Genomic DNA, 25,863 nt, shown 5'->3' on the forward strand with positions numbered 1-25,863 from the left:
TGTGGTATAAAATGCGCCGCTAAAAAGTCAGCTTAATTGTCTTATTAGCAAACTTAACTGTGTAGTAGCAAAATGTTACCGCACAACTTTTAAATTCACATACATCTATAAAAGGTATACCGGGGTGCTCAAAGCATTAATATGCTGATAGGAGTCGTGTATATCAGGTGTATGGACGCTTAACCCCAGAGGAATATACAAATGCCAAACGTTTCTATGCGCGATATGCTTAAAGCGGGTGTCCACTTCGGTCACAAAACTCGTTACTGGAATCCAAAAATGAAATCATACATTTTTGGTGCTCGTGACAAAGTTCATATCATCAACCTTGAACAAACTGTACCTATGTTCAACGAAGCTCTTGCTTTCATCGGCGGTGTTTCTGCGAAAAAAGGTAAAATCTTGTTCGTTGGTACTAAACGCGCTGCAAGCGATGCTGTAAGAGATGCTGCAATTAAAGCAGATCAATTCTACGTTAATCACCGTTGGTTAGGTGGTATGTTGACTAACTGGAAAACAGTTCGTCAATCAATCAAACGTTTGAAAGAACTAGAAGCTCAAAGCACTGATGGTACTTTTGACGCGCTTACTAAAAAAGAAGCGTTAATGCGTACTCGTGAAATGGAAAAGCTTGAAAAAAGCTTAGGTGGTATCAAGAACATGGGCGGCTTACCAGACGCTTTATTCATCATTGATGCTGACCACGAACACATTGCTGTTAAAGAAGCTAACAACTTAGGTATTCCAGTAGTAGCTGTTGTTGATACTAACTCAAACCCAGATGGTGTTGATTACATCGTACCGGGTAACGACGATGCAATTCGCGCGGTAACTTTATACCTAGATTCTGCAGCTAACGCTGTATTAGAAGGTCGCGAGAAAAACATCGCTGTACAAGCAGAAAAAGACGATTTTGTTGAAGCTGAATAATAGCTGATATAAATACGTTTTATTCTATTGTAAATGCGAAGCTTAGGCTTCGCATTTACGCATATACATTTATCGAATTTGAGGAATTAACTCATGGCAATTACTGCTAAACAAGTTAAAGAACTTCGTGATCGCACTGGCGCGGGCATGATGGATTGTAAAAAAGCTTTGCAAGAAACTGACGGTGATATCGAGCTAGCTATCGAGAACATGCGTAAGAATGGCCAAGCTAAGGCTGCTAAAAAAGCTGGTAACATCGCAGCTGAAGGCGCAATCATCATTAAAGAAAGCAACGGTGTTGCTGTTCTAGTTGAAGTTAACTGTCAAACAGATTTCGTAGCTAAAGATGCTAACTTCTTAGGTTTTGCTAACGAAGTAGCAGAATCAGCATCTGCAGAAAAAATCTCAATTGCAGATTTACAAGCTAAATTTGAAGAAACACGCGTTGCACTTGTTGCAAAAATTGGTGAAAACATCAATGTTCGTCGTGTTGAATACGTTGAAGGCGCGGCATTAGCATCTTACATCCACGGCGGCACTATTGGTGTTGTTGTTGCTGGTGAAGGCGATGCTGAAGCGCTTAAGCACATTGCTATGCATGTTGCTGCTTCTAAGCCTGAGTACATTACGCCTGATGATGTTCCAGCTGACGTAGTTGAAAAAGAAAAAGGTATCCAAATCGAAATTGCGATGAATGAAGGCAAGCCTCAAGAAATCGCTGAGAAAATGGTTACTGGCCGTATGAAGAAATTCACAGGTGAAGTTTCTTTAACAGGTCAACCTTTCATCATGGAACCAAAGAAATCTGTTGGTGATATCTTAAAAGAGAAAGGCTTAACTGTTTCATCTTTTGTTCGCTTAGAAGTGGGCGAAGGTATCGAGAAGAAAGAAGAAGATTTCGCTGCTGAAGTAGAAGCACAAATTGCTGCTGCTAAAGGCGAGTAATTTTATTCACCATAATTGAGTGCCTTGTATAGACGCTCAGCTATATAGAATGAATGACTTCTTTTAAAACCGCTCATTGAGCGGTTTTTTTTATGCTTCAATTTCTGAGTATTTAATCTAAATCAATCAATAAATAACCAACAAAACAGCTTTTTAAATATTAAGCTTTAGATATCCGACTAAACATATTAAAATGGCCGCGGTCAAATTCGGCTGCGACTAATTTATCTACAGGAATCCCGAGCTTATGAGCATCAACCCAAAACCTACTTACCGTCGTATTCTTCTAAAACTTAGTGGTGAAGCGCTAATGGGTGATGAAGGATTTGGTATCGATCCCAAAATCCTTGATCGTATGGCCCAAGAAATTAAAGAATTAATTGAAATGGGCATCCAGGTAGGCATCGTGATTGGCGGCGGTAATTTATTCCGCGGTGCTGGATTAGCAGAAGCTGGTATGAACCGCGTTGTCGGTGACCAAATGGGGATGTTGGCCACAGTAATGAACGGCTTGGCTATGCGCGATGCACTGCATAGAGCGTTTGTAAACGCCCGCCTAATGTCTGCCATTGACCTTGCCGGTGTTTGTGACAGATATAATTGGGCTGACGCTATAGGTTTATTAAAGTCAGGCCGTGTGGTAATTTTTAGTGCCGGAACGGGTAACCCTTTCTTTACTACCGATTCTGCAGCGTGTCTTCGTGGCATTGAAATTGAAGCGGACGCTGTATTGAAAGCAACGAAAGTGGACGGCATTTACTCAGAAGACCCAGTAAAAAATCCTGAGGCTGAATTGTACAGCCATTTAACATATAGTCAGGTGTTAGAAAAAGAATTAAAAGTAATGGACTTAGCTGCCTTTACATTAGCAAGAGACCATAGCATGCCTATTCGTGTTTTTAATATGAATAAGCCTGGTGCACTTAAAAGCGTTGTCATGGGCAACGTTGAAGGCACTATTATTGACCATGCAGAAAATTTAGATTAATTATTTCGAATTAAGGAATATCAAAGTGATTGACGATATTAAAAAAGACGCGCAAGAGCGTATGAGCAAGAGCATTGACTCTCTAAAAACTAACTTAAACAAAGTAAGAACTGGTCGCGCACACCCGTCTTTATTGGATAATGTGAGTGTTGATTACTACGGTTCACCAACACCTTTAAATCAAGTCGGCAACGTAACCGTACCTGATGCACGTACATTGGCTATTACGGTTTTTGACAAAAGCATGATCAGCGCGGTAGAAAAGGCCATATTAACATCTGATTTAGGTCTTAACCCGTCTTCTCAAGGCACGTTGATTCGCATTCCGTTACCACCGTTAACGGAAGAACGTCGTAAAGACTTAGTTAAAGTGGTAAAAGGCGAAGGTGAGAACGCTAAAATTGCGATCCGTAACATTCGTCGCGATGCAAACTCTGATATTAAATCTCTAAATAAAGAGAAAGACATCAGTGATGATGAGATGCATCAAGCAGAAGATGAAGTTCAAAAAATTACTGACACTTATGTAAAGCAAGTAGATGCTTTATTAGTTGATAAAGAAGCGGAATTGATGGAAATCTAAGATTTTCATCGCGCAATTTTAGACGCCGTAGATGATACCTACGGCGTTTTTATATAGTGGAACTAAAGTGACAGAATCTATTAATACTCAAGAATTAGAGCTAAAAATACCTCAGCATGTTGCTGTTATCATGGACGGTAACGGTCGTTGGGCACAACAACGTGGAAAAACACGTGTTGTCGGCCATAAGTCTGGTGTTGATTCTGTGCGTTCAACGGTAACTTATGCGCGCAAGCTTGGGGTCAAGGCGTTAACGCTATTCGCTTTTAGTAGCGAGAATTGGCAGCGTCCTCAAGCTGAAGTCTCTGTATTAATGGAGTTATTTATGCTGGTGTTGAACCGAGAGGTTAAGCGTCTTCATAAAAATGATATCCGTTTTCAAGTGATCGGTGATGTATCTCGTTTCTCCTCTAAATTACAAGATAAAATTAACACGGCGGAAGCGTTAACCGAACATAACACAGGCATGGTATTGTCTATAGCAGCCAATTATGGCGGTCGTTGGGATATTGCCAATGCCGCAAAAATATTGGCAAGCCAAGTGGCTGATAATTCGATAAAACTAGAAGAAATAACCGAAAAATCGCTTCACACACATACCTGTTTATCAAACTTACCCGAATTAGATTTATTGATTCGCACCGGCGGTGATCATCGTATTAGTAACTTTTTACTATGGCAGGCTGCATATGCGGAACTTTATTTTACTGAAACCTTGTGGCCAGATTTTGATGAGGCGCAATTTAAAGATGCCATCATTGATTTTACTATGCGTGAGCGTAGATTTGGTAAAACAGGCGAGCAAGTAAAACTAAATGAATAAAAGGATAATAGCTTGTTAAAGCAAAGAATCTTAACAGCAGTGGTATTGGCTCCTTTAGCCATTGCTGCAATATTTTACTTACCACTAGCCTATTTTGGCGCACTGCTTTTGGTTATTATGGGGATCGGTGCTTGGGAGTGGGGGCCATTGATGGGCTTTGCTTCAAATAAAAAACGTTGGTTTTTCGTGTTTGCAAGTGTGGTTTTAATCTCAGGGCTTTGGCAGTTTTTACCTCCTGAGGATTTGTGGTCTGATGGAAAACTAACTACTCATGCTACCTATGTTTTATGGTTGGCCGTGGCTTGGTGGGCGACATCAGCTATCCTGACTTTATTATATCCGCGCTTTAGTTCATTTTGGTCAAGTCATCGCTCGATCAGAGGCGTGTTTGGTTGGTTGACTCTAATTCCAGCTTGGCTTGCCTTTATGGTGATCCGAAGCAGTGACTATACAATCGATCCTTATCATGGCGCACAGCTAATCATGTTTCTATTCCTTATGGTTTGGAGTGCTGATATCGGTGCTTATTTTGTCGGAAAATCTATTGGCAAACATAAACTACTTCCCAATGTAAGCCCAGGTAAAACCCTAGAAGGTTTTGTAGGCGGAGTTATTTCTGCATGTGCACTAATCGGTATAGCTGGCAGCATTATTGGCTGGACAAACGAGCAATTTGCAACCGTGCTTATGGTGACAGTTGTCATTACCACCATTTCAGTGTTAGGCGACTTAAACGAAAGTATGTTTAAACGCCAAGCCGGCGTGAAAGACAGTGGTTCTATTTTACCCGGTCATGGTGGCGTTTTAGATCGTATCGACAGCTTAACAGCAACAGCGCCCATTTATGCGCTATTTTACGTCTTAATCGGCTGGTAATAATGAAACAACGCCAATTATGTATTCTTGGAGCAACAGGCTCTATCGGTGAAAGTACGTTGGATGTCGTTAGCCGTCATCCAGACTTATTCAATGTCGTCGCTTTAAGTGCAAATACAAATGTAGATAAACTCTACAGCATGTGTCAGCAGTTTTTGCCGAAAGTGGCCGTCATGGCGTGTGCTAAGGCTGCCAATCAATTGGCGATAAAGTTATCGCGATCAGGTTTAGCATCCATCGATGTCAAAAGTGGTGAACAGGCACTGATCGATATTGCAGCTTCAAGTCATACCGATACGGTCATGGCTGCTATTGTAGGTGCTTCTGGCTTAATGCCTACGCTCGCCGCTGTTAATGCTGGTAAACGCGTTCTCTTAGCGAATAAAGAAGCGTTAGTGACATCAGGTCAAATATTCCTTGATGCGGTTAAAGCATCTGGCGCTGAATTGCTTCCAATTGATAGTGAGCATAATGCTATTTTTCAGTGCTTACCGGACGTTGAACAACAACAGGTAGGATTTTGCCAGCTTAAAGATAATGGTGTTAGTAAAGTGCTTTTAACGGGCTCGGGCGGCCCGTTTAGAACAAAAGCTATTGAAGAGCTTTCTTCTGTCACGCCAGAGCAAGCATGCAAACACCCTAATTGGGATATGGGTAGAAAAATATCGGTCGATTCTGCCACCATGATGAATAAAGGTTTAGAGTTTATTGAAGCCAAATGGTTATTCAATATAGAGCCTGAGCAAATTCAAGTCGTGCTGCACCCGCAAAGTACAATTCACTCAATGGTACAGTACAAGGATGGCTCAGTGATTGCCCAAATGGGTAACCCAGATATGCGTACACCAATTGCTCATGCCTTGGCCTACCCTGAACGTATCGATGCAGGTGTGGCGCCATTAGATTTCTTTTCAACCCCCTCGTTTGAATTTCAAGCAGTCGATTTTAAACGTTATCCTAATCTTGAATTAGCCATCAGAGCATGTAAATTGGGACAAGCGGCTTGCACGGCGTTGAATGCCGCAAATGAGATAGCCGTAGATGCTTTTTTGAACAAACAGCTTAAATTTACTGATATTTGCAAAATAAATGAAACTTCTGTGAATAAATTTGTCTCAGAAAAGGTGGGCAATATTGATGATGTCCTTGTGTTGGACAAAAAGGTAAGGTGTTTTGTGAAACAGTTACTCGATGAATATGAGGTAAATGTGTAGTGTTAGATATGCTGTGGAACTTAGGCTCATTTATTGTTGCCTTGGGTATACTAATTACTGTACATGAATATGGTCATTTTTGGGTAGCTCGTAAAAACGGAGTGAAAGTAGAACGATTCTCGGTCGGCTTTGGTACGCCTATTTGGCGGAAAAAAGATAAATTAGGGACAGAGTTTGTACTTGCGCTAATTCCTTTAGGCGGTTACGTCAAAATGCTCGATGAGCGAGTTGATGATGTTGCTGAATGCGATAAAGATAAAACCTTTAACGTTAAGAGTGTTTATCAGCGCTTAGCTATTATTGCAGCAGGCCCACTCGCAAATTTTGCCTTTGCAATTGTAGCCTTTTATCTAATGTTTCTTATTGGTGTACCAAGTATTAAGCCAGTTATTGGAGATATAAAGTCAGGCTCGATTGCTGCTGTTGCTGAGCTTCCAACTAATGCTGAATTTGTTGAAGTCGCTGGCCTCGATGTAAGAGACTGGCAAGACGTGAACATGGCGTTAATCGGTAAAATTGGTCATGATGAAATCAAGGTGAAGTTAAAGTTACCTGACAGCCAATTTGTAAAAAGTTATCAATTAAATACAACTGATTGGCAATTTGAGCCTGAAAAAATTTCATCGCTTGAGAGTCTTGGTATTGTGCCCTTTTCACCAAAAGTGACTAGCGTTATTGCTCGGGTTGAAAAAAATAGCCCAGCAGCAACTTCAGGTTTGCAAGTTGGTGATGAACTGGTCTATATCGGGGAATATAACACTGCCAATGATTGGGCGAGTTTTTCAGCGAAAATTAAAGAATTTCCAAATCAAGCGATCAACATAGGTATAATTCGAGATAAAGTTGAACAAGAGCTGACGGTTACACCCGGTCAACGCAATATCAATAATGAGGTTGTCGGCTATTTAGGCATATCACCGACGTTTGCACCTTGGCCTGATTCATATCAAATTGAATTAAGTTACGGTGTTATCGGTAGTATTTCGGAGAGTATAAAACGTACTTGGAACTTAGTTGTTTTAAGTTTTGATATGATAGGGAAGCTGATCACAGGTGATGTATCGGTTAAGAATTTAAGTGGTCCTATTTCAATAGCTCAAGGTGCTGGGAACAGTGCAGGGTATGGTTTAGTTTATTTTTTAGGCTTTTTAGCATTAATTAGCATTAATTTAGGAATAATTAACCTTTTACCTCTACCAGTACTTGATGGCGGACACATACTCTATTACCTTATAGAGCTTTTAACCGGTAAGCCTGTACCAGAAAAAATACAAGAGTTAGGATTTAGGTTCGGTGCTTTGGCCTTATTGGGGCTAATGAGTATCGCAATCTTCAATGATTTATCCCGACTTTAATAAAAAGAAGTAAATAAAGTTACATTTATGATGATTAAAAAAATAGCCTTAGCAGTCTTAATGGGTGCCATAGGCACTTCTGCCCAAGCGGAAGACTTTCAAGTAGAAGATATACAAATCAGAGGATTGCAGCGTGTAGCACTAGGTGCAGCATTAACGCATATTCCTTTTAATATTGGCGATACTTTGAATGAATTCCGTATTTCACAGTCAATCAAGTCCCTGTATAAGTCAGGTCACTTCAATGACATACAGGTATTTAGAGACGGTCAACGAATCGTTTTTAGAGTAAAAGAGCGTGAAACTATCAGCGAAATTACCTTTGAGGGGAACAGTGACCTTAAAGATGAGCAACTGACGGAAAGCCTCGATAGCAGTGATATTCGTGTCGGTGAAACATTAGATAGAACCGTGCTTTCTGGCATAGAAATGGGCTTGGAAGACTTTTATCATAGTGTTGGTAAATATAATGCCAATGTCACAGCAGAAGTGGCACATTTACCTCGTAATCGTGTTGATTTGAAGTTCAAATTCGATGAAGGTGATGCTGCTGCAATACAACAAATTAACTTAGTAGGTAATGAAATATTTACCGACGAAGAAGTGCTAGAACGGATTGAGTTAACTTATGATTCGCCTTGGTGGGATTTTATGGCGCAAGATCGCTATCAAAAACAAACCTTGCAAGGAGATATGGAAACGATAGAAAGCTTTTATTTGGATAAAGGTTATTTGCGTTTCAAAATGGACTCGACTCAAGTCTCCATGACGCCTAACAAAGAAGGCGTATACATTGCGCTAAACATCACAGAAGGCGAGCAATATACGGTCAGTGAAGTGGATTTTGTCGGTGATATGGCAGGCTTTGAAAAATCTATTCGTGCGATTAACCCATTGTCAGCAGATAAACTTTATAATGGTGCAGAAGTCACGTACACAGAAGAAGCGATCAGTAAATTCCTAGGTCGTTTTGGTTATGCTTACCCGAAAGTGACCACCATTCCTGATATTAATGACGAAGACAAAACGGTAAAACTTACCATTTCTGTTGACCCAGGCAAGCGTATTTACGTTAACCGCGTGAATTTTGAAGGTAACCATGTTACCGCTGATCGCGTATTACGTCGTGAAATGCGTCAGATGGAAGGCGCTTGGCTTTCAAATAGCTTGGTTGAAGTCTCAAAGGCGCGTTTAGCAAGACTGCCTTACATTGAAACCGTTGAATTTGAAACGAACCAATTACCGGGTGAAGATGATCTAGTTGACGTTAATTTCGACGTTAAAGAACAGCCATCCGGCTCGTTTACTGCGGGTATCGGTTACGGCTCACAAACAAAGTTGAGCCTAAACGCGGGTGTTCAGCAAAATAACTTTTTAGGTACAGGTAACCGTTTAGCGTTTAATATAAATACCGTCTCTTACTCTCGTTCAGTAAGTGTTTCATATACAGACCCATATTTTACCGTAGATGGGGTGTCACTTGGCGGAACTGTGTATTACAACGAGTTTGATGCAGGTGATGCAAACTTGGTTGAATATAACAACAAAACTTACGGTGTTGGGTTAAATATTGGTTTCCCGATTAATGAATACGTAAGATTAAACTTTGGCTTAGGTTATAAGCACAACGGTATTACCCGATTAGAAACCTATGAGCAAATTCAGCAATTCTACGACATTTATTCAGATCCCAACGATCCTGATGCCGCATTGAATTTTGAAAGCTTTGATTTGTCGGCATCTATTTCGCGCGTAACATTAAACCGTGGTACGTTCCCAACGGCCGGTTCGCAGCAAAGTCTAACCTACAAAATGACAACGCCAAATTCTGACGTTAACTACTTCAAAATGAAGCTTGATACTAAGTGGTACTTCCCACTGACAAGAAATCAAAAGTGGAGCGTATTAACGCGTTTTGAAGCAGGTTACGCTAACGGTTATAGTACTGTTAACGGTAACGATCAAACCTTACCATTTTGGGAAAACTTCCGCGCAGGTGGCTCAGACTCACTACGTGGTTTTGAGACCAACATTGTAGGTCCTCGAGCGATTTATCGTTTTCCAACATCCGTTCCGGGCACGCCTGATCCGGTTGGCGACGATGGCGGCTGTTGTTTAGGACCTGATCATGACTTTATTGATATTTCCACACGCTCTGTTGGTGGTAATGCAATTGTCTTGGCTGGGTTAGAATTAATTGTTCCAACTCCATTTTTAGATGAGGGTTATAGCAATAGTGTCCGTTCTAGTTTCTTTATTGATGCTGGTAACGTTTGGGACACTGAATTTGATCTTGATGATTATCGAGATTTGGCAGAGAATGAGTTTGCAAAAATAGATGATTACTCAGACCCTGGCACTTACCGTAGCTCTGCAGGTTTGTCTGTACAGTGGCTATCCCCGATGGGACCGATGATTTTTAGCTTTGCAAAAGCATTGAAGAAAGAAGATGGCGATGACACTAGCTTCTTTAGTTTTAACATCGGTAAAACATTTTAACGATATCAGGGCGTGCTCTGTAAAAAATATAATTATTAGGAGAAAAAGTTGAAAAAGTTCATGAAAACCTTAGCGGTTACTACAGTAGCATCAAGCATGTTATTAGCGACATCAGCAATGGCAGCACAAAAAATTGCTGTAGTGAATTTCCAAGAAATCATGGGGAAAATTCCTCAAACTGCCGCAATTATGCAACAACTTGAAGCTGAATTTAAAGATGACAAAGCCGCTTTAACGCAACTTGAAAAAGACATAAAGTACTTTCAAGAAAAGAAAAAGCGTGATGGTTCATTGATGACAGCAAAAGAAAAAGAAGATTTAGATAAGCAAATTGCTACTAAATTTCAGGAATACCAAGCTAAAGGTAAAGTATTCCAACAAGCGACAGGTCAACGTCAAAACGAAGAAACGAATAAGATCTTAGCGCTCGTTAAACAAGCGATCGATAATATCGCTGCAAGTGAAAACTACGACTTAGTACTTGAGCAAAAGGCTGTGGTTTTTTCAAAGCCTGAATCAAGCATTACTGACAAAGTGGTAGAGCAAGTAAGTAAACTTAACTAATGTAATTTTCAATATGAAATACACTCTAGCTGAACTTGCACAGCAGATAGGCGCGACTGTTAATGGTGATGAAAAGATCACTGTTAGCAGTCTTGCTACTTTAGCAGGTGCAAAAAATAATCAAATTGCTTTTTTGGCCAACAGTAAATACAAATCGCAATTAGCAGGTACTTCGGCCGCTGCCGTTATTTTATCCGAGGATTGCGTGGCGGAATGTCCGACCAATGCATTAGTGATGCAAAACCCTTACTTAGGTTATGCGATGGTGGCACAGCTACTTGATTCAACGCCAGCTCCTGCCAGTAATATTCACCCATCCGCCGTTATATCGGCAAATGCAACATTAGGTTCAAACGTCTCAATTGGCGCAAATACGGTTGTAGAAGATGGTGCTATAATTGCAGATGATGCCTGTATTGGTGCAGGGTGCTTTATTGGTCAAGAGGCTAAAATCGGCCGAGCAACTAAACTTTGGGCAAATGTAAGTGTTTATCATCGCGTAGAACTTGGGCAGCATTGTTTGGTTCAAGCCAATACCGTGATTGGCTCTGATGGTTTCGGTTACGCTAACGCTCAAGGTCAATGGCAAAAAATCCCACAACTTGGCACCGTGATTATCGGTGACAAAGTAGAAATTGGCGCAAGTACTACAATCGATCGTGGCGCCTTAGAAAATACCGTCATTGGTAATGGTGTTATTTTAGATAACCAAATACAAATTGCCCATAACGTCGTCATTGGTGAGAACACTGCTATTGCTGGTTGTACCGTTGTTGCCGGTAGTACGACTATAGGCAACAACTGTGTGATCGCTGGCATGGTAGGTATTAATGGCCATATTAGCATTGCGGACGGTTGCCACTTTACTGGTATGACTATGGTAACTAAGGCGATTAAAGAGCCTGGTGTATATTCCTCTGGCATACCTGCACAACCCAATAAAGAATGGGCAAAAATGAATGCTCGTTTTCGAAAGTTAGACGCAACAACAAAACGTATTGCTGCGCTAGAATCTGAATTATCAGCTTTAAAAAAGGACACTTAATTTGGACGCTGAAAAAAAAGTCATTACGGTTGAAGAAATTCAAGAACTAATCCCGCATCGCTATCCAATGCTACTGGTTGATCGTGTTTTGGATTATGAACCAGGAAAGTGGCTACATGCTATCAAGAACGTCACGTTTAACGAGCCTATTTTTACTGGGCATTTTCCAGGCAATGCTATATTCCCAGGAGTGATGATCCTTGAAGCCATGGCACAAGCTACAGGCGTGTTGGGATTTAAAACCCACCAAGACAAAGCAGGTAAAGAGTTATATTTGTTTGCTTCTATTGATAATGCGAAATTTAAAAAGCCGGTAGTACCGGGAGATACTCTACACCTACATGTTGAGTTTGTGAAAGAACGCCGAGGGATGTGGAAGTTCAGTTGTGAAGCGAAAGTTGAAGGCAAGGTTGTGTGCACTGCCGACTTGATGTGTGCAAGACGAGAGCTATAAATTGTGATCCATGAACAAGCGATAATCGAGCCAGGTGCTCAAATAGGCAAAAATGTCACCATTGGCCCATGGACATACATTGGTAACGATGTTGTTATTGGCGATGACTGTGAGATAAGTTCTCATGTTGTGGTCAAAGGGCCAACGAAAATGGGTAAAGGCAATAGAATTTTTCAATTTGCTTCCATTGGTGAAGAATGCCAAGACTTAAAATACGATAATGAGCCCACTCAACTAATTATTGGAGACAATAATACCTTTCGTGAGTCTTGTACGGTTCATCGCGGAACGATTCAAGATAACAGTTTGACCCAAATTGGCTCAAACAACTTGTTTATGGCTTACACCCACGTTGCACATGATTGTGTTGTGGGAAATAACTGTATTTTAGCCAATAATGCTTCTATTGCAGGCCATGTACATGTTGGTGATTTTGCAATTTTAGGCGGCATGGTTGGGGTGCATCAATTTTGCCATATTGGCGCGCATAGCTTTATTGCGGCTAATACGTTATTAGTAAAGGATGTACCTCCTTTTGTCATGGCGTCTGGTCAAAGTGCAAAACCTTTTGGTTTGAACACTGAAGGGATGAAGCGTCGCGGCTTTGAAAAACAAACCATACTGGCGTTAAAGCGAGCTTACAAATTGGTCTACCGTCAAGGGCTTAATGTTGAGCAAGCACTTGTTAAATTGCGAGAAATGGTTGAAGAAACGCCAGAAATAGCAGCTTTTGCTGATTTTATTGAATCTTCAAGTCGCGGTATTGTTCGTTAATAAGTGATCTGTTTTTTGTGACAAATACAATAAAAGAAAACCATTCTTCATCGCCGAAAGTGTTCGCCATTGTCGTTGGTGAACACTCTGGAGATACGTTAGGCGCTGGCTTAATGCAGGCTATTATCAATGTTTACCCTGATGCTAAATTTGTTGGTATTGGCGGTCCTAAAATGCAAGCCCTCGGCTTTGAAAGCTTATTCGCGATGGAAGAGCTTTCTGTCATGGGCATTGTTGAAGTTTTAGGTCGTATCAGACGTCTACTTTTCGTTCGTAAGTCGTTAGTTGAATACTTTTCTGTAAACAAACCTGAAGTTTTTATCGGAATTGACGCCCCTGATTTCAATATTAATTTAGAAGCGAAATTAAAACATCATGGGATTAAAACCGTTCATTATGTCAGCCCATCAGTGTGGGCATGGCGTGAGAAGCGAGTATTTAAGATTGCCGGTGCAACAAATTTAGTGTTGAGTTTATTACCGTTTGAAAAGGCGTTTTACGACAAACATAATGTACCTTGTAAGTTCGTCGGTCATACACTTGCTGACGATATTCCTTTGGTATCAGACAAGGCACAAGCTCGAGCAGAGTTAGGGCTAAATAACTGCAAAAAAATATTGGCGTTAATGCCAGGCAGTCGTGGGGGGGAATTATCGCGTTTGGTTGAGCCATTTTTAGCGTCCGCTAAAGTGTTGCTCGCTGAGGATCCATCGTTGACGTTTGTCGTCCCAATGATAACCGAACATCGAGCTCAGCAGTTTCGTGCTCTTCATCAACAGTTTGCTCCAGAAATACCTTTAACCGTATTCATTAATCAAACCCAGACCGTAATGGCTGCAAGCGATTGTTTATTGACAGCTTCAGGAACAGTGACATTGGAAGCGGCACTGATCAAGCGCCCCATGGTGATCACTTATTCTTTTAATTGGTTGACCTACTTATTGGGCAAGCTTATGGTGAAACTTAAGTATTTTTCGCTGCCTAACTTAATGGTTAACAGAGCATTGGTGCCAGAGCTTTTACAAAGAGAAGTGACGGTCGATAACATTGTCCCGTTAATAAAAGAACGCTTATATCAAGACCAAAGTGCACTGAATGAGGCGTTTACCGATATTCACCGTCAGCTAAAGCAAAATGCCAGTGAACAAGCAGCGAAAGCGGTTATCGAATTAATTAATCAAGGACATGTTTGAAATGGTAGTTAAGAAGAAATTGCCACCTTTTGAATATCCAGTGGCCTACAGTATCGCAGGAGTTGACGAAGTCGGTCGTGGTCCATTGGTTGGAGACGTTGTTACTGCTGCAGTTATTTTAGATTTAGACAACCCAATTGAAGGGTTAATGGATTCGAAAAAACTGTCTGAGAAGAAGCGTAAATTACTTGCTGAAGAAATCAAAGAAAAAGCTGTCGCTTGGGCTGTTGGGCGCGCCACACCGGAAGAAATTGATACCATTAATATTTTGCATGCCACTATGTTAGCTATGCAACGAGCGGTTGCTGACTTACAAGTGACGCCTGATTATGTACTGGTTGATGGTAATCGTAGCCCTGAATTCGGTATTACTGCCCAAGCGGTTGTTAAAGGTGATGATCGTGTAGTAGAAATAAGCGCCGCCTCAATTTTGGCGAAAGTTGCACGAGACGAAGAAATGATTGCACTCGATGCATTGCACCCAGAATACGGATTTGCGAAACATAAAGGCTACCCAACGAAGCTACATTTAGAAAAAATTAAAGAATTTGGTGTTTTAGACTGCTATCGTAAGTCATTTAAACCAGTTGCCAATGTTATTGCCAATTCCACATCACGTTAAGCGAAATTTAACTTCCTATGACTGAGACAACAACTGTAGTACCTTCTTTTGTTCATTTGCGTGTCCATAGTGACTTTTCAATGTGTGATGGGCTTAATAAAGTTAAGCAGATTATTGCTAAGGCGGCTGATTTTAAAATGCCGGCGATAGCGCTGACTGATCAAACGAATTTATGTGGTCTAGTTAAATACTATCATGCAGCGCATGGTGCAGGTATTAAACCTATTATAGGCACTGATTTTTGGGTACAAAGTGACGAATTAGAAGATGAATTATTTCGCCTGACTATTATTGCATCAGATAACGCAGGTTATAAAAACCTGACAGAGCTTATCTCAAAGGCTTATTTACGTGGGCATATTCAAAATAAAGCGGTTTTAGATAAAACATGGCTTGTTGAGCATGCTCAAGGGCTGATCTTATTATCCGGCGCCCGTGAAGGCGATGTCGGTAAAGCTTTGTTAAAAGGTAATCATGAGTTAGTCACTCAGATGCTCGCTTTTTATCAGGAGGTATTTCCAGAGCGGTATTACCTTGAATTGGTACGTACGGGTCGACAAGACGAGGAAAACTATTTACATCTAGCAGTAGAGTTAGCAGCGCAGTGCCAGTTACCTGTCGTCGCAACCAATGAAGTAGTTTTTTTAACTCCTGAAGACTTTGATGCCCATGAAATTCGTGTTGCCATTCATGATGGCTTTACTCTCGACGACAAGCGCCGACCAAAACGTTATTCAAACCAACAATACTTGCGCTCAGAAGAAGAAATGCTTGAGCTTTTTGCTGATATCCCTGAAGCGTTATCGAATAGTGTTGAGATTGCAAAACGATGCAATGTGACAGTCACGCTAGGTGAGTACGTTTTACCAGACTTTCCTACCGAAGGTTTATCAATCGAAGACTTTCTGGTTAAAGTATCTGAAGAAGGCTTGCAAGAACGTTTAGAGTTCTTATTTGACAAAGACGCGCCAGACTTTGAGGAAAAACGTAAACCTTACGATGAACGCTTAGCAATTGAGTTAGAAGTAATAAACAATATGGGATTCCCAGGTTACTTCTTGATCGTAATGGAATTTATCCAGTGGAGTAAAGATAATAATATTCCAGTTGGGCCAGGCCGAGGATCCGGTGCTGGTTCGCTTGTCGCTTATGCACAAAAAATTACTGACTTAGATCCACTTGAATACGACTTGCTTTTCGAACGATTCTTAAACCCTGAACGTGTTTCAATGCCTGATTTCGACGTCGATTTCTGTATGGATCGACGAGACGAAGTAATTGATCATACCGCAGAATTATATGGACGTGATGCCGTATCACAGATTATTACGTTCGGTACTATGGCTGCAAAGGCTGTAATACGGGATGTAGGGCGGGTATTGGGTCACCCGTATGGTTTTGTTGATCGTATTTCTAAGTTGATACCGCCAACACCTGGCATGACGTTAGCTAAAGCATTTGAAGAAGAGCCTAAACTTCCTGAGATTTATGCACAAGACAGCGAAGTAAAAGATCTTATCGATATGTGCCGAATTCTTGAAGGTACCACTAGGAACGCCGGTAAACATGCGGGTGGCGTAGTTATTTCACCTACCACCATAACGGATTTTGCACCTCTTTATTGTGATGAAGAAGGTAATAATCCGGTTACCCAATTTGACAAGAATGACGTTGAAGATGCTGGCTTAGTTAAATTTGACTTTCTAGGTTTACGTACGTTAACGATTCTGCAATGGGCCATTGAAATGGCCGATGTAAAGTTATTAAAGCAAGGTAAAGAGCCGATAGATATCGCGGCTATTCCCTTAGCAGATAAAAAGTCGTTTGATATGTTGCTTGCATCACAAACAACGGCGGTATTCCAGCTTGAATCTTCTGGCATGAAGTCATTGATAGAAAAGCTAAAGCCAGATTGTTTTGAAGATATAATCGCTCTTGTGGCACTCTTTAGACCCGGCCCTCTTGATTCAGGCATGGTTGATAACTTCATTGAACGTAAGCATGGCCGTGAGGCGGTTTCGTACCCAGATGAAAAATGGCAGCACGAATCTCTAAAGCCTATTCTTGAGCCTACTTACGGCATTATCTTGTATCAAGAACAAGTAATGCAGATTGCTCAGGTCTTGGCAGGCTATACCTTAGGTGGGGCGGATATGTTGCGTCGTGCCATGGGTAAGAAAAAGCCTGAAGAAATGGCTAAACAGCGTTCTACCTTTGAGCAAGGCTCTATCGATAACGGCGTCGATGGCGAGTTGTCGATGAAAATTTTCGACTTGGTAGAAAAATTTGCTGGTTACGGGTTTAATAAATCTCACTCGGCAGCTTATGCATTGGTTTCATATCAAACCTTATGGATGAAAGCACACCACCCTGAGCCATTTATGGCGGCGGTTATGTCGGCGGATATGGATAACACCGAAAAAATTGTTACTCTCGTTGATGAATGCCAAAACATGGGGTTGACCTTGTTACCGCCTGATGTCAATTCAGGACAGTACAAATTTACTGTTAATGAAGAAGATCAAATTGTCTATGGCATCGGCGCGGTAAAAGGGGTCGGTGAGGGGCCAATAGAAGCGATTATTAAAGCACGTAAGGAAGGTGGCCCTTTCGTTGATTTGTTTGATTTTTGTGCGCGACTAGATTTAAAGAAAACTAACAAACGAGTACTAGAGCGCCTAATTAAATCGGGGGCAATGGATGCATTAGGGCCAAAACTTGAAAAGGGAGCTCCTCATCGCGCGGCATTATTTGAGACTTTGCCGGAAGCAATCAAAGCGGCTGAGCAACATGCTAAAGCGCAAGCGTTAGGGCAAGATGATTTGTTTGGTTTGATTAATGAAGAGCCAGAAGATACAAGACAAGCGTTCAAAGATGTACCTAAATGGCCCGAACAACAATGGCTAGACGGAGAGAAAGAAACCTTAGGCCTATATTTAACGGGCCACCCGATAAATCGCTACTTAAAAGAAATTAAACATTACGCGTCAAGCCGTATTGTTGGTGTTCAGCCGACAGGAAAAGACAAGTCCGCTACGGTTGTAGGTCTAGTACTTGGCGTTCGAGTATTAGTGAATAAACGAGGCAAACGTTGGGCGTTAGTTACTTTAGATGATAGAAGCGCTAGAATGGACGTTCGCTTGTTTCCTGATGACTATGAAACCTTTCAGGAATTGCTCGTAAACGATGCAATATTAGTGTGTAGCGGACAGGTCAGCTTTGATGATTACTCCGGTGGATATACAATGACGGGCCGAGATATCATGACGATTGCTGATGCTCGAGAAAACTATGTAAAATCATTGGATTTATGCGTAGATAAATCTGCGATTAAGACAGATTTTATAGATGAATTTACACAGACTCTGTCTCCTTATAAAGACGGAACCTGTCCAGTGCGGGTATTCTATCAGCGAGAAGAAGCTGAGGGTATGCTGCAACTTGGCGTTCAGTGGCGAGTCACCCCAGGTGACATGTTACTGTACGACTTAAAGAATTTACTAGGTGACGAGAACGTTGCCTTACAATTTAATTAATAAGAATCAGCTAGTTAAGCTGAGAAATAAGCATAGGTAAATATACACATATGTCATTAAATTTTTTAGACTTTGAGCAACCAATTGCGGAGCTTGAAGCCAAAATAGAAGAGCTGCAATTAGTTAATAGCGGTCAGGATTTAGATTTAGACCTTGAAGAGCAAATTAACCAACTGCGTGAAAAGAACAAAGAACAAACTAAGAAAATTTATGCTGGACTGGATCCTTGGCAGACGGCACGTGTCGCTCGTCATCCACAACGTCCATATACATTAGATTATATTTCGCGCGTTTTTACTGAATTTGATGAGCTTGCTGGCGATCGCGCCTATGCAGATGACAAAGCCATAGTTGGTGGAACGGCACGCTTAGACGGTCAACCCGTTATGATCATTGGCCACCAAAAAGGTCGTTCAACGACCGAAAAAGTTAAACGTAACTTTGGTATGCCTCGTCCTGAGGGATATCGCAAAGCGTTACGTTTAATGGAAATGGCTGAGCGTTTTAACATGCCTATCATTACCTTCATTGATACGCCAGGTGCCTACCCAGGTATTGGCGCAGAAGAACGTGGTCAAAGTGAAGCCATCGCGCGCAACTTAAAAGTGATGGCTCGATTAACGGTGCCAATTATTTGTACGGTAATTGGTGAAGGTGGCTCAGGTGGTGCATTAGCTATAGGTGTTGGTGATCGCGTTAATATGCTTCAATATTCAACGTACTCAGTTATTTCTCCAGAGGGTTGCGCTTCAATTTTATGGAAAACGGCTGAGAAAGCTTCAACTGCCGCAGAAGCAATGGGGATCACTGCCAATCGTATTAAAGAGCTAGATCTTATCGATAATGTCATTGACGAACCTCTTGGTGGAGCACATCGAGATATGGATCAAATGGCGGCTACGCTGAAACAGGCTATTAAAGCTAACTTAAATGAACTTGATGGTTTAAGTGAAGAGCAGTTGATTGAAAAACGCTATGATCGTTTAATGTCATTTGGCTACTGCTAATAGTGAATAAGCGGCTTTCAAGCCGCTTTTTTATACCAACCGCTTCATGTCTAAATTAAACTCATCAATTCTAAATATCATTGCAGAGTATCCTACGCTTCCAATAGCTGTTGCATATAGCGGCGGCCTTGATTCGCAAGTACTGCTTGATGTTGTCTGTAAACTCAAAACAGAACACAGCTTCCCAAACACCATATATGTGTGCCATGTTAACCATGGGTTGAGCGAGTTTGCACAGGACTGGAGTGAGTTCGCAAAAAGTCAGTGCCAGTTTAAAAAGGTGTCATTTAAACCTCTTAAAGTCACCTTAGATAAAAGCAGTAAGGAAAGCCTTGAGGCACAAGCGAGAGAGGCACGTTATAAGGCGATTTGCTCGATCAGCTCAGCTCCTATGTTGATACTAACAGGCCATCATAAAGATGATCAGGCGGAAACATTTCTGTTAGCGCTAAAACGCGGGGCAGGGGTGAAAGGTTTAGGCGCAATGTCACTAATTTCATCACTTGAACAACATGTGTTAGCAAGGCCGTTACTGTCTTTTACACGTGCTGAGTTGCAACAATATGCGGATAACTATCAGCTTCGGTGGGTTGAGGATGAGTCGAACCTAGATACCGTTTTTGATCGCAACTTTATTCGTCAAGATATCATGCCTCGTTTGAAAGAGCGTTGGCCTGGCATTGTCGACACGATTAACCGAAGCGCCGAGCATTGCCAACAAACGCAATCATTATTGGATGATATGGCGTTGCTCGACTTGACGCAATGTGAAAACAGTGATGGTAGTGCACTGCTCATACCGTCTATGCTACAACTATCAACAGCTCGCTTTAATAATCTAATTCGTTATTTTTTAATGAAACATGGCGTACAAATGCCAAGTACGGTGCAGCTAGCGGAAGTTGCTGTTCAGATCAATGCTCAAGCCGATAAAAAACCACAAGTTAAAGTTGGCGATCATTGGTTGAGGCGTTTTAAGGATCAACTCTTTTTAACGACAGCCTTTGAAGATGTCTCTGAGTTCTCTGTTGAGGTACAGCTTGCAGACCTTTTGAAGCAAGGTCAATTGCTTTCGGTAATACTACCAGACGGTCTAGGCGAGATAGTGGCGAGTGCATCAGACGAAGAATTATTGATAGAGAAGTCACGGATTAAATCGGTACAAAAAGTAAAAATTTCTACAGAAGATAAAATGCTACTTGTCGCCTTTAAGCACGAGAACCCATTTGTATTGCCTTCGTACCGGCAACATCGCCGCCCGTTGAAAAAGATACTTCAAGAATTAAATATGCCAGTTTGGCTACGTAAAAGAACACCACTAATTTATATTGATGGTGAACTCGCTGCGGTTGTAGATCAATTCATCTGTCAGAGCTTTTTGCCACAAGAAAAGCAAAAAGCATTTTACATATACTGGCTTAACGCTGATTAAACGCGTTAGAATGCTTGTCTAATTTTAAGAATAATTACAATAATCTCATTACCTGGAGTTGCTATGAATTTGGTACTTAAACTGATTGCCGGTATTGTTACCGGTATAATTTTTGGGCTTTATATGCCTGATCTCATGATACAGTTATTATTAACGGTACAGACAGTGATCGGTCAACTTATAAAGTTTACCATCCCATTGATCATCTTATTTTATATTGCTAGTGGCATCGCATCGCTACCGCAAGGCTCTGGCTCACTGTTAGGAAAAACTGTTGGGCTAGCGTACGGTTCAACTGTAATTGCAGGTACCCTTGCTTTTATCATTGCAAGCAACATATTGCCGGGATTAATTGGCGGCAATGAAATTCAAGCTGTTTCTGAAGGTGAAAAACTCAAAGGTTTTATCGAGTTATCGATACCGCCAGCGTTGGAAGTGATGAGTGCGCTTGCGTTAGCATTTATTTTGGGGATTGGTATCAGTGCGATTAATGCAACTAAACTTCGTGCGGGCATTAATGAAGCCAAAGATATTGTTGAAGTGTTACTCAGTAAAGTCATCATACCTGCGTTACCATTTTATATCGCAGGTGTATTTGCTGAAATGACGGTTGAAGGCACGGTATTTTCAACCTTGAAGACCTTTGGTGTTGTACTTATTCTTGCCTTGATCCTTCATTGGGTTTGGATCACGGTTTTATACGTTGGTAGTGGTGTTGTTTTGGGTAAGTCGCCGGCGACATTATTAAAAAATATGTTACCTGCCTATTTTACAGCGTTGGGTACAATGTCAAGTGCCGCGACTATCCCTGTATCCCTAAAGGCTACAAAATCTAATAAGGTACGTGATGGTGTAGCTAACTTTACCGTACCTTTGTGTGCGTCCATTCATTTAAGTGGTTCAACAATTACGATTGTGACTTGTGCGTCGGCAGTTATGTTATTAACTCCTGATCTAGCACTTCCTGGCTTAGCTGGCATGTTAGGTTTTATTTTCATGTTAGGTGTGACGATGATTGCAGCACCAGGAGCACCAGGTGGTGCGGTAATGTCTGCGTTAGGGTTACTTGCTAGTATGTTAGGGTTTACCGATGAAGCACTTGCTCTGATGATTGCCCTGTACTTGGCGCAAGACAGTTTTGGTACTGCATGCAATGTCACCGGTGATGGTGCTATTGCTTTGTGGGTCGATAAATTTGCAGGAGAGCAAGGGGTCGAATCAGTTGATTCTGTCGCTTCAGATGCGTAAATAAATTCGATTTAGGTGAAGAAAAGGAGTCTGATAGGCTCCTTTTTTTATTTGAATTCTTTAGTCGCTAAAGTTTGCTTTGCCTGCGAATGATAAATGGCAAGTTAGCTTAGACTCAGTAACGATTTCTTCAACGATTCTTGCGCAGGTTTATCCCCTAACCAAATGGCTATGAGTGCGCGCTTAAACTCAATACCTTCAATGGTTTTCACGAGCTTGTCATTGATAAAGACCTTCATCCCTTGCCCTGGAACATAGTTGAATTGATAAACATTACCGTTAGCCGCTTCATTACCAAAAATTTCAAGGAAACTGTTAATTTCAGCCCTTAACGGTGTAGTGTTGCCATCAAGTGCATGTTCAAAGCCTTCAAAAATTGCATCAGCCATATCCTGTCCTGAAATATCTCTGAGCATATGAAGCTTAATCGCCATGAATTCATTTTTATTAATAATATCGTTAGCATCTGACGTTGGTGTCATTAAATACAGACCCGCTGCATAAATATCAAAAACAAACTTTTCTCTCAGTCCTGCACCATTTAGTACCAAGTTGTTTTTTTCAAATTGCAATGATTCCGCAATATTTGCTCCTGCGACATCTTGAGCACAAAGGGTTGTGGAATTCATAAATAGAAAGACAAAGAGTAGCGTAGTATATTTTTTCATTGGTTATCCTAGGTGTATAAGAGCAAGTCAATTTGGGTTTTATGAAGCGCACATACTAACGCATTAAAATGTAAGATTGTTGATCGAGTTTGTTTCACTAATCATTGAGTATTCGGGGAAGGGTATTCTTTATTATTGACTACATTGCTATAAATAAGCACAAAAAAAGAAGCAATTATGCTTCTTTTAGTTTCTTATATTTTAATACAACGATAGCTAGTAATATTATTTACTATTAAGGGCAAGTTAACTCTGCGCCCTGTCTATTTTCATCTATTCCGTCATTATCTGTGTCACTGGTTGCATAGACGCGACCTCTAAGAGATACGATAAGTCCTCTATTTTTATCGACGTTACCACTAGGACAATAAATAAAGGTTCCAGCAAATCCACCAGACTGCCCCGTAGGTTGATAGACTATGCTTGCAAGCGGAAAGCTAAGATCATCACCATCTTTAATGGGCATTTTTACACGAACAAGTGTCTCGTCATTCGCCGGTAAGAAGCGCGTGGTATCAGGCGCGGCATTGCCAACGCCAACATTAGTGAAAACACTGATCTCACCGGTCCAATCATTAACACAAACATTACTGTCATCTAAAGGGCAAATGGTGACTGGAAGTTCCATATTGACCGCCGTGTTACGTGTTGATAATAAAAGGCGGTGCATTTGAGAAATTTCATCGTCTACACGCATCCTAATTGTCCAGTCACTAAAGCTAGGCAGTGCAATAGAGATCAGAATCCCTATCATGGCTAAACCCACCATCAACTCAACAATGGTAAATCCATTTTGTTTATGCATATTTTCACCTTTATACTGCTAAAGGATTATTCCTATAGGTAAAGTTATATCATTTTTGTCCGTAGAGACCAAATAAACACCAATTAATTAACTACAGTCCCTATTAAATATCATATATCGTAGGAATGGATTGGCGTTTATGTTGGGTCTTTACAAATGTACTAACTATCTTGTTTTCAACTTCTTGAGCCACTGACTTACCTTCAAGAAAATCATCCAATTGGTCATAGGATAGCCCAAGTGCATCTTCATCTTTTTTGCCAGGATCTAAATCCTCTAAATCAGCCGTCGGCGCTTTTTCAACGAGTATACTGGGAGCACCCATATGTTTAGCAAGCTGCCTCACTTGGCGTTTTGATAGGCCAAAGAGCGGCGCTAAATCACAGGCACCATCGCCCCATTTAGTATAAAAACCAGTAATATTTTCTGCAGAGTGATCTGTTCCAATCACCAGACCACCAAGTATGCCAGCGATATGATATTGACTGATCATGCGGGCTCGCGCTTTTACATTACCTTTTGAAAAATCGATTTGTGCATTGGTTGCGGTTAATAGATCTACGTTACTTAATGCGTCAATGACTTCTTGGTGAATACCGTCAGCACAGGCTTTGATATTGGTCGTTATCACTGCGTTAGGCTTGATAAATGTTAGCGCCGCTTGTGCATCATCTTCGTCAGCTTGAACGCCGTATGGCAGGCGCATGGCAATGAACTTGTATGTGGCATTTTTTGTTTCATTATTAAGTTCATCTATGGCGAGCTGTGCAAGACGGCCGCAAGTTGAAGAGTCTACACCACCGCTAATTCCCAAAATTAAATGATTAAGGCCTGAAGAGACTAAAGTACGTTTGATAAAATTGACGCGGCGCTCTATTTCAAATTTAACATCAATTTGCGCAAGCACTTTCATTTCATCTCTGATCAACTGCGGATCCATTATTTTTCCTTTTGTCGTGGTTTTATACAGTTTAACAAACAATTATGATGAAAGTAGAGCGCAAACTTGCTAAATAAGTGCTATCTGAGATTGATTTTCGTCAAACGTTTTATTTTGTATAGAAAAAAGGAATAATACCCTTATTAGTTGAAACACGCAGAGCCGCAAATGAAAAAAATAGAAGCAATTATAAAACCTTTTAAGATGGACGATGTTCGTGAAGCATTAGGAGAAATTGGCGTATCAGGAATGACAGTATCTGAAGTTAAAGGATTTGGTCGCCAAAAAGGGCATACGGAGTTATACCGTGGCGCCGAATATATGGTTGATTTTTTGCCGAAAGTGAAGCTAGAGATTGTTGTTGCATCGTCAGATGTAGAGCGTTGTATAGAAGCGATTATGAACACAGCACAAACAGGTAAAATTGGTGATGGTAAAATTTTTGTTACTGAAGTAGAACGTGTGATTCGTATTCGTACAGGAGAAGAAGATGAATCTGCGATATAGCCAGTCAAAGCAATAAGCAATCAAATATTGAAACAATAAAAAACGCCGCGAAAACGGCGTTTTTTTGTTTAGGTATTTACGACCTAGTCACTGCTTACAACCAGTGGGTTATCAGGGTAATTTAGAGCTAGCACTTGTTTTGCGTTGGCACGCAATTCATCTAGTCCTAAAATTTTGTAGCTTTCTATCATTATCTCTAAAGCTTCTTCAACCTCTTCACTAGGCGAGTAATATTCAACAATATAACGTCCGCGATTAGCTGATGAAACATAGGCCTCACGTTTAAAATAGAACTTTGCAACGGCTAGTTCATATTTTGCCAAACGAGACTTAATTGCAATCATACGTTTACGAGCATCCGCACCATATTTACTTTCAGGGTGTTGCTCGATAATTATACTAAGTGCTTTAAAAGCATCTCGAGATGCTGTTGGATCTCTATCTGAACGGTCTATACCTGCCATGTCTTGAAACAAGTTTTCTTCCGTAGAAATATAGATAAGTGCTTTCATGTAATGCACGTAATCTACATTTGGGTGTGTAGGGTTTAAGCGTAAAAAGCGATCGGCTAATGCGATACCTTGACCCGTATCACCTGTTTTATAGTAGGCATATAAAAGGTCTAGCTGTACTTGGTGGGAGATAGGACCAAACGGAAAACGTGAATCTATCGCAGATAAAATCTGAATAGCTTTTTGATATAAGCCATTATCGAGCGCTTCCCTAGCATCGCTAAATAATGATTGTGCAGATTTATCTGGCACTTTTTCAATTTCTTTTTCCGAAGAAGAACAACCTGTTAGGCCGATAAGTAGCGAAATAAACACCACTTTTAATGTCAATTTTTCCATAGAC

The 25,863-nt window shown here is 40.9% G+C and carries 24 protein-coding genes; 20 read left to right on the forward strand and 4 right to left on the reverse strand.

Annotated features, from left to right (window positions below; all coding sequences use genetic code 11):
• Window positions 1-201 precede the first annotated feature (201 nt).
• From rpsB to QUE03_RS06885, 19 genes are all read left to right on the forward strand, one after another.
• Entirely contained in the window at window positions 202-930 is a 729-nt protein-coding gene (gene rpsB / locus QUE03_RS06795) for a 30S ribosomal protein S2 (RefSeq protein WP_286266449.1), read from the forward strand.
• Window positions 931-1,023: 93 nt separating this feature from the next.
• On the forward strand, window positions 1,024-1,875 hold the full coding sequence (gene tsf, locus QUE03_RS06800; protein WP_286266451.1) for a translation elongation factor Ts: 852 nt from the start codon (window positions 1,024-1,026) through the stop codon (window positions 1,873-1,875).
• A 247-nt stretch (window positions 1,876-2,122) separates the two neighbouring features.
• Window positions 2,123-2,863, forward strand: coding sequence for a UMP kinase (gene pyrH / locus QUE03_RS06805; RefSeq protein ID WP_286266453.1), 741 nt, complete (start codon window positions 2,123-2,125; stop codon window positions 2,861-2,863).
• Window positions 2,864-2,888: 25 nt separating this feature from the next.
• The gene (gene frr / locus QUE03_RS06810; protein WP_286266456.1) at window positions 2,889-3,446 is read left to right on the forward strand and encodes a ribosome recycling factor; all 558 of its coding nucleotides are present in this window, start codon (window positions 2,889-2,891) and stop codon (window positions 3,444-3,446) included.
• A gap of 67 nt (window positions 3,447-3,513) precedes the next feature.
• Window positions 3,514-4,269: an undecaprenyl pyrophosphate synthase gene (gene uppS / locus QUE03_RS06815; protein WP_286266458.1), complete on the forward strand. Its 756-nt coding sequence runs from the start codon at window positions 3,514-3,516 to the stop codon at window positions 4,267-4,269.
• Between the two features lie 12 nt (window positions 4,270-4,281).
• Complete coding sequence (locus tag QUE03_RS06820) at window positions 4,282-5,145, forward strand: phosphatidate cytidylyltransferase (protein ID WP_286266460.1); 864 nt, start codon at window positions 4,282-4,284, stop codon at window positions 5,143-5,145.
• Window positions 5,146-5,147: 2 nt separating this feature from the next.
• On the forward strand, window positions 5,148-6,359 hold the full coding sequence (gene ispC, locus QUE03_RS06825) for a 1-deoxy-D-xylulose-5-phosphate reductoisomerase (RefSeq protein ID WP_286266462.1): 1,212 nt from the start codon (window positions 5,148-5,150) through the stop codon (window positions 6,357-6,359).
• On the forward strand, window positions 6,359-7,714 hold the full coding sequence (gene rseP, locus QUE03_RS06830) for a sigma E protease regulator RseP (RefSeq protein WP_286266465.1): 1,356 nt from the start codon (window positions 6,359-6,361) through the stop codon (window positions 7,712-7,714). Before ispC ends, rseP begins: the two co-directional genes overlap by 1 nt.
• A gap of 27 nt (window positions 7,715-7,741) precedes the next feature.
• Window positions 7,742-10,213, forward strand: coding sequence for an outer membrane protein assembly factor BamA (gene bamA, locus QUE03_RS06835; protein ID WP_286266467.1), 2,472 nt, complete (start codon window positions 7,742-7,744; stop codon window positions 10,211-10,213).
• A 48-nt stretch (window positions 10,214-10,261) separates the two neighbouring features.
• Complete coding sequence (locus QUE03_RS06840; RefSeq protein ID WP_286266469.1) at window positions 10,262-10,777, forward strand: OmpH/Skp family outer membrane protein; 516 nt, start codon at window positions 10,262-10,264, stop codon at window positions 10,775-10,777.
• Window positions 10,778-10,790: 13 nt separating this feature from the next.
• Window positions 10,791-11,822, forward strand: coding sequence for a UDP-3-O-(3-hydroxymyristoyl)glucosamine N-acyltransferase (gene lpxD / locus QUE03_RS06845; RefSeq protein WP_286266470.1), 1,032 nt, complete (start codon window positions 10,791-10,793; stop codon window positions 11,820-11,822).
• A gap of 1 nt (window position 11,823) precedes the next feature.
• A complete protein-coding gene (fabZ, locus tag QUE03_RS06850) occupies window positions 11,824-12,276 on the forward strand; it encodes a 3-hydroxyacyl-ACP dehydratase FabZ (protein WP_286266472.1) in 453 nt (150 codons plus the stop codon).
• A gap of 3 nt (window positions 12,277-12,279) precedes the next feature.
• A complete protein-coding gene (lpxA, locus tag QUE03_RS06855) occupies window positions 12,280-13,050 on the forward strand; it encodes an acyl-ACP--UDP-N-acetylglucosamine O-acyltransferase (RefSeq protein ID WP_286266474.1) in 771 nt (256 codons plus the stop codon).
• Window positions 13,051-13,067: 17 nt separating this feature from the next.
• On the forward strand, window positions 13,068-14,243 hold the full coding sequence (lpxB, locus tag QUE03_RS06860) for a lipid-A-disaccharide synthase (protein ID WP_286266476.1): 1,176 nt from the start codon (window positions 13,068-13,070) through the stop codon (window positions 14,241-14,243).
• Between the two features lies 1 nt (window position 14,244).
• The gene (gene rnhB, locus QUE03_RS06865) at window positions 14,245-14,865 is read left to right on the forward strand and encodes a ribonuclease HII (protein WP_286266479.1); all 621 of its coding nucleotides are present in this window, start codon (window positions 14,245-14,247) and stop codon (window positions 14,863-14,865) included.
• A 17-nt stretch (window positions 14,866-14,882) separates the two neighbouring features.
• Window positions 14,883-18,401, forward strand: a complete 3,519-nt coding sequence (dnaE, locus tag QUE03_RS06870) for a DNA polymerase III subunit alpha (protein WP_286266481.1) — start codon at window positions 14,883-14,885, stop codon at window positions 18,399-18,401.
• Window positions 18,402-18,451: 50 nt separating this feature from the next.
• Window positions 18,452-19,408: an acetyl-CoA carboxylase carboxyl transferase subunit alpha gene (accA, locus tag QUE03_RS06875; RefSeq protein ID WP_286266483.1), complete on the forward strand. Its 957-nt coding sequence runs from the start codon at window positions 18,452-18,454 to the stop codon at window positions 19,406-19,408.
• A gap of 46 nt (window positions 19,409-19,454) precedes the next feature.
• Window positions 19,455-20,840, forward strand: coding sequence for a tRNA lysidine(34) synthetase TilS (tilS, locus tag QUE03_RS06880; protein WP_286266485.1), 1,386 nt, complete (start codon window positions 19,455-19,457; stop codon window positions 20,838-20,840).
• A 63-nt stretch (window positions 20,841-20,903) separates the two neighbouring features.
• The gene (locus QUE03_RS06885) at window positions 20,904-22,088 is read left to right on the forward strand and encodes a dicarboxylate/amino acid:cation symporter (protein ID WP_286266488.1); all 1,185 of its coding nucleotides are present in this window, start codon (window positions 20,904-20,906) and stop codon (window positions 22,086-22,088) included.
• A gap of 104 nt (window positions 22,089-22,192) precedes the next feature.
• Here the strand turns inward: QUE03_RS06885 and QUE03_RS06890 are convergent, their stop codons facing one another.
• The 3 genes from QUE03_RS06890 to nadE form a co-directional block, all read right to left on the reverse strand.
• Window positions 22,193-22,756, reverse strand: a complete 564-nt coding sequence (locus QUE03_RS06890) for a chalcone isomerase family protein (RefSeq protein ID WP_286266490.1) — start codon at window positions 22,754-22,756, stop codon at window positions 22,193-22,195.
• Between the two features lie 235 nt (window positions 22,757-22,991).
• Window positions 22,992-23,561: a pilus assembly FimT family protein gene (locus QUE03_RS06895; protein ID WP_286266492.1), complete on the reverse strand. Its 570-nt coding sequence runs from the start codon at window positions 23,559-23,561 to the stop codon at window positions 22,992-22,994.
• 103 nt (window positions 23,562-23,664) lie between these two features.
• The gene (nadE, locus tag QUE03_RS06900) at window positions 23,665-24,501 is read right to left on the reverse strand and encodes an NAD(+) synthase (RefSeq protein WP_286266495.1); all 837 of its coding nucleotides are present in this window, start codon (window positions 24,499-24,501) and stop codon (window positions 23,665-23,667) included.
• A gap of 168 nt (window positions 24,502-24,669) precedes the next feature.
• On the opposite strand from nadE, the gene glnB reads away from it, so the two are divergent.
• The gene (glnB, locus tag QUE03_RS06905; RefSeq protein WP_286266497.1) at window positions 24,670-25,008 is read left to right on the forward strand and encodes a nitrogen regulatory protein P-II; all 339 of its coding nucleotides are present in this window, start codon (window positions 24,670-24,672) and stop codon (window positions 25,006-25,008) included.
• A gap of 83 nt (window positions 25,009-25,091) precedes the next feature.
• Here the strand turns inward: glnB and QUE03_RS06910 are convergent, their stop codons facing one another.
• Window positions 25,092-25,859, reverse strand: coding sequence for an outer membrane protein assembly factor BamD (locus QUE03_RS06910; RefSeq protein WP_286266498.1), 768 nt, complete (start codon window positions 25,857-25,859; stop codon window positions 25,092-25,094).
• Window positions 25,860-25,863: the final 4 nt, after the last annotated feature.

This window comes from Thalassotalea atypica, from assembly GCF_030295975.1.
Lineage (GTDB): Bacteria > Pseudomonadota > Gammaproteobacteria > Enterobacterales > Alteromonadaceae > Thalassotalea_F > Thalassotalea_F atypica.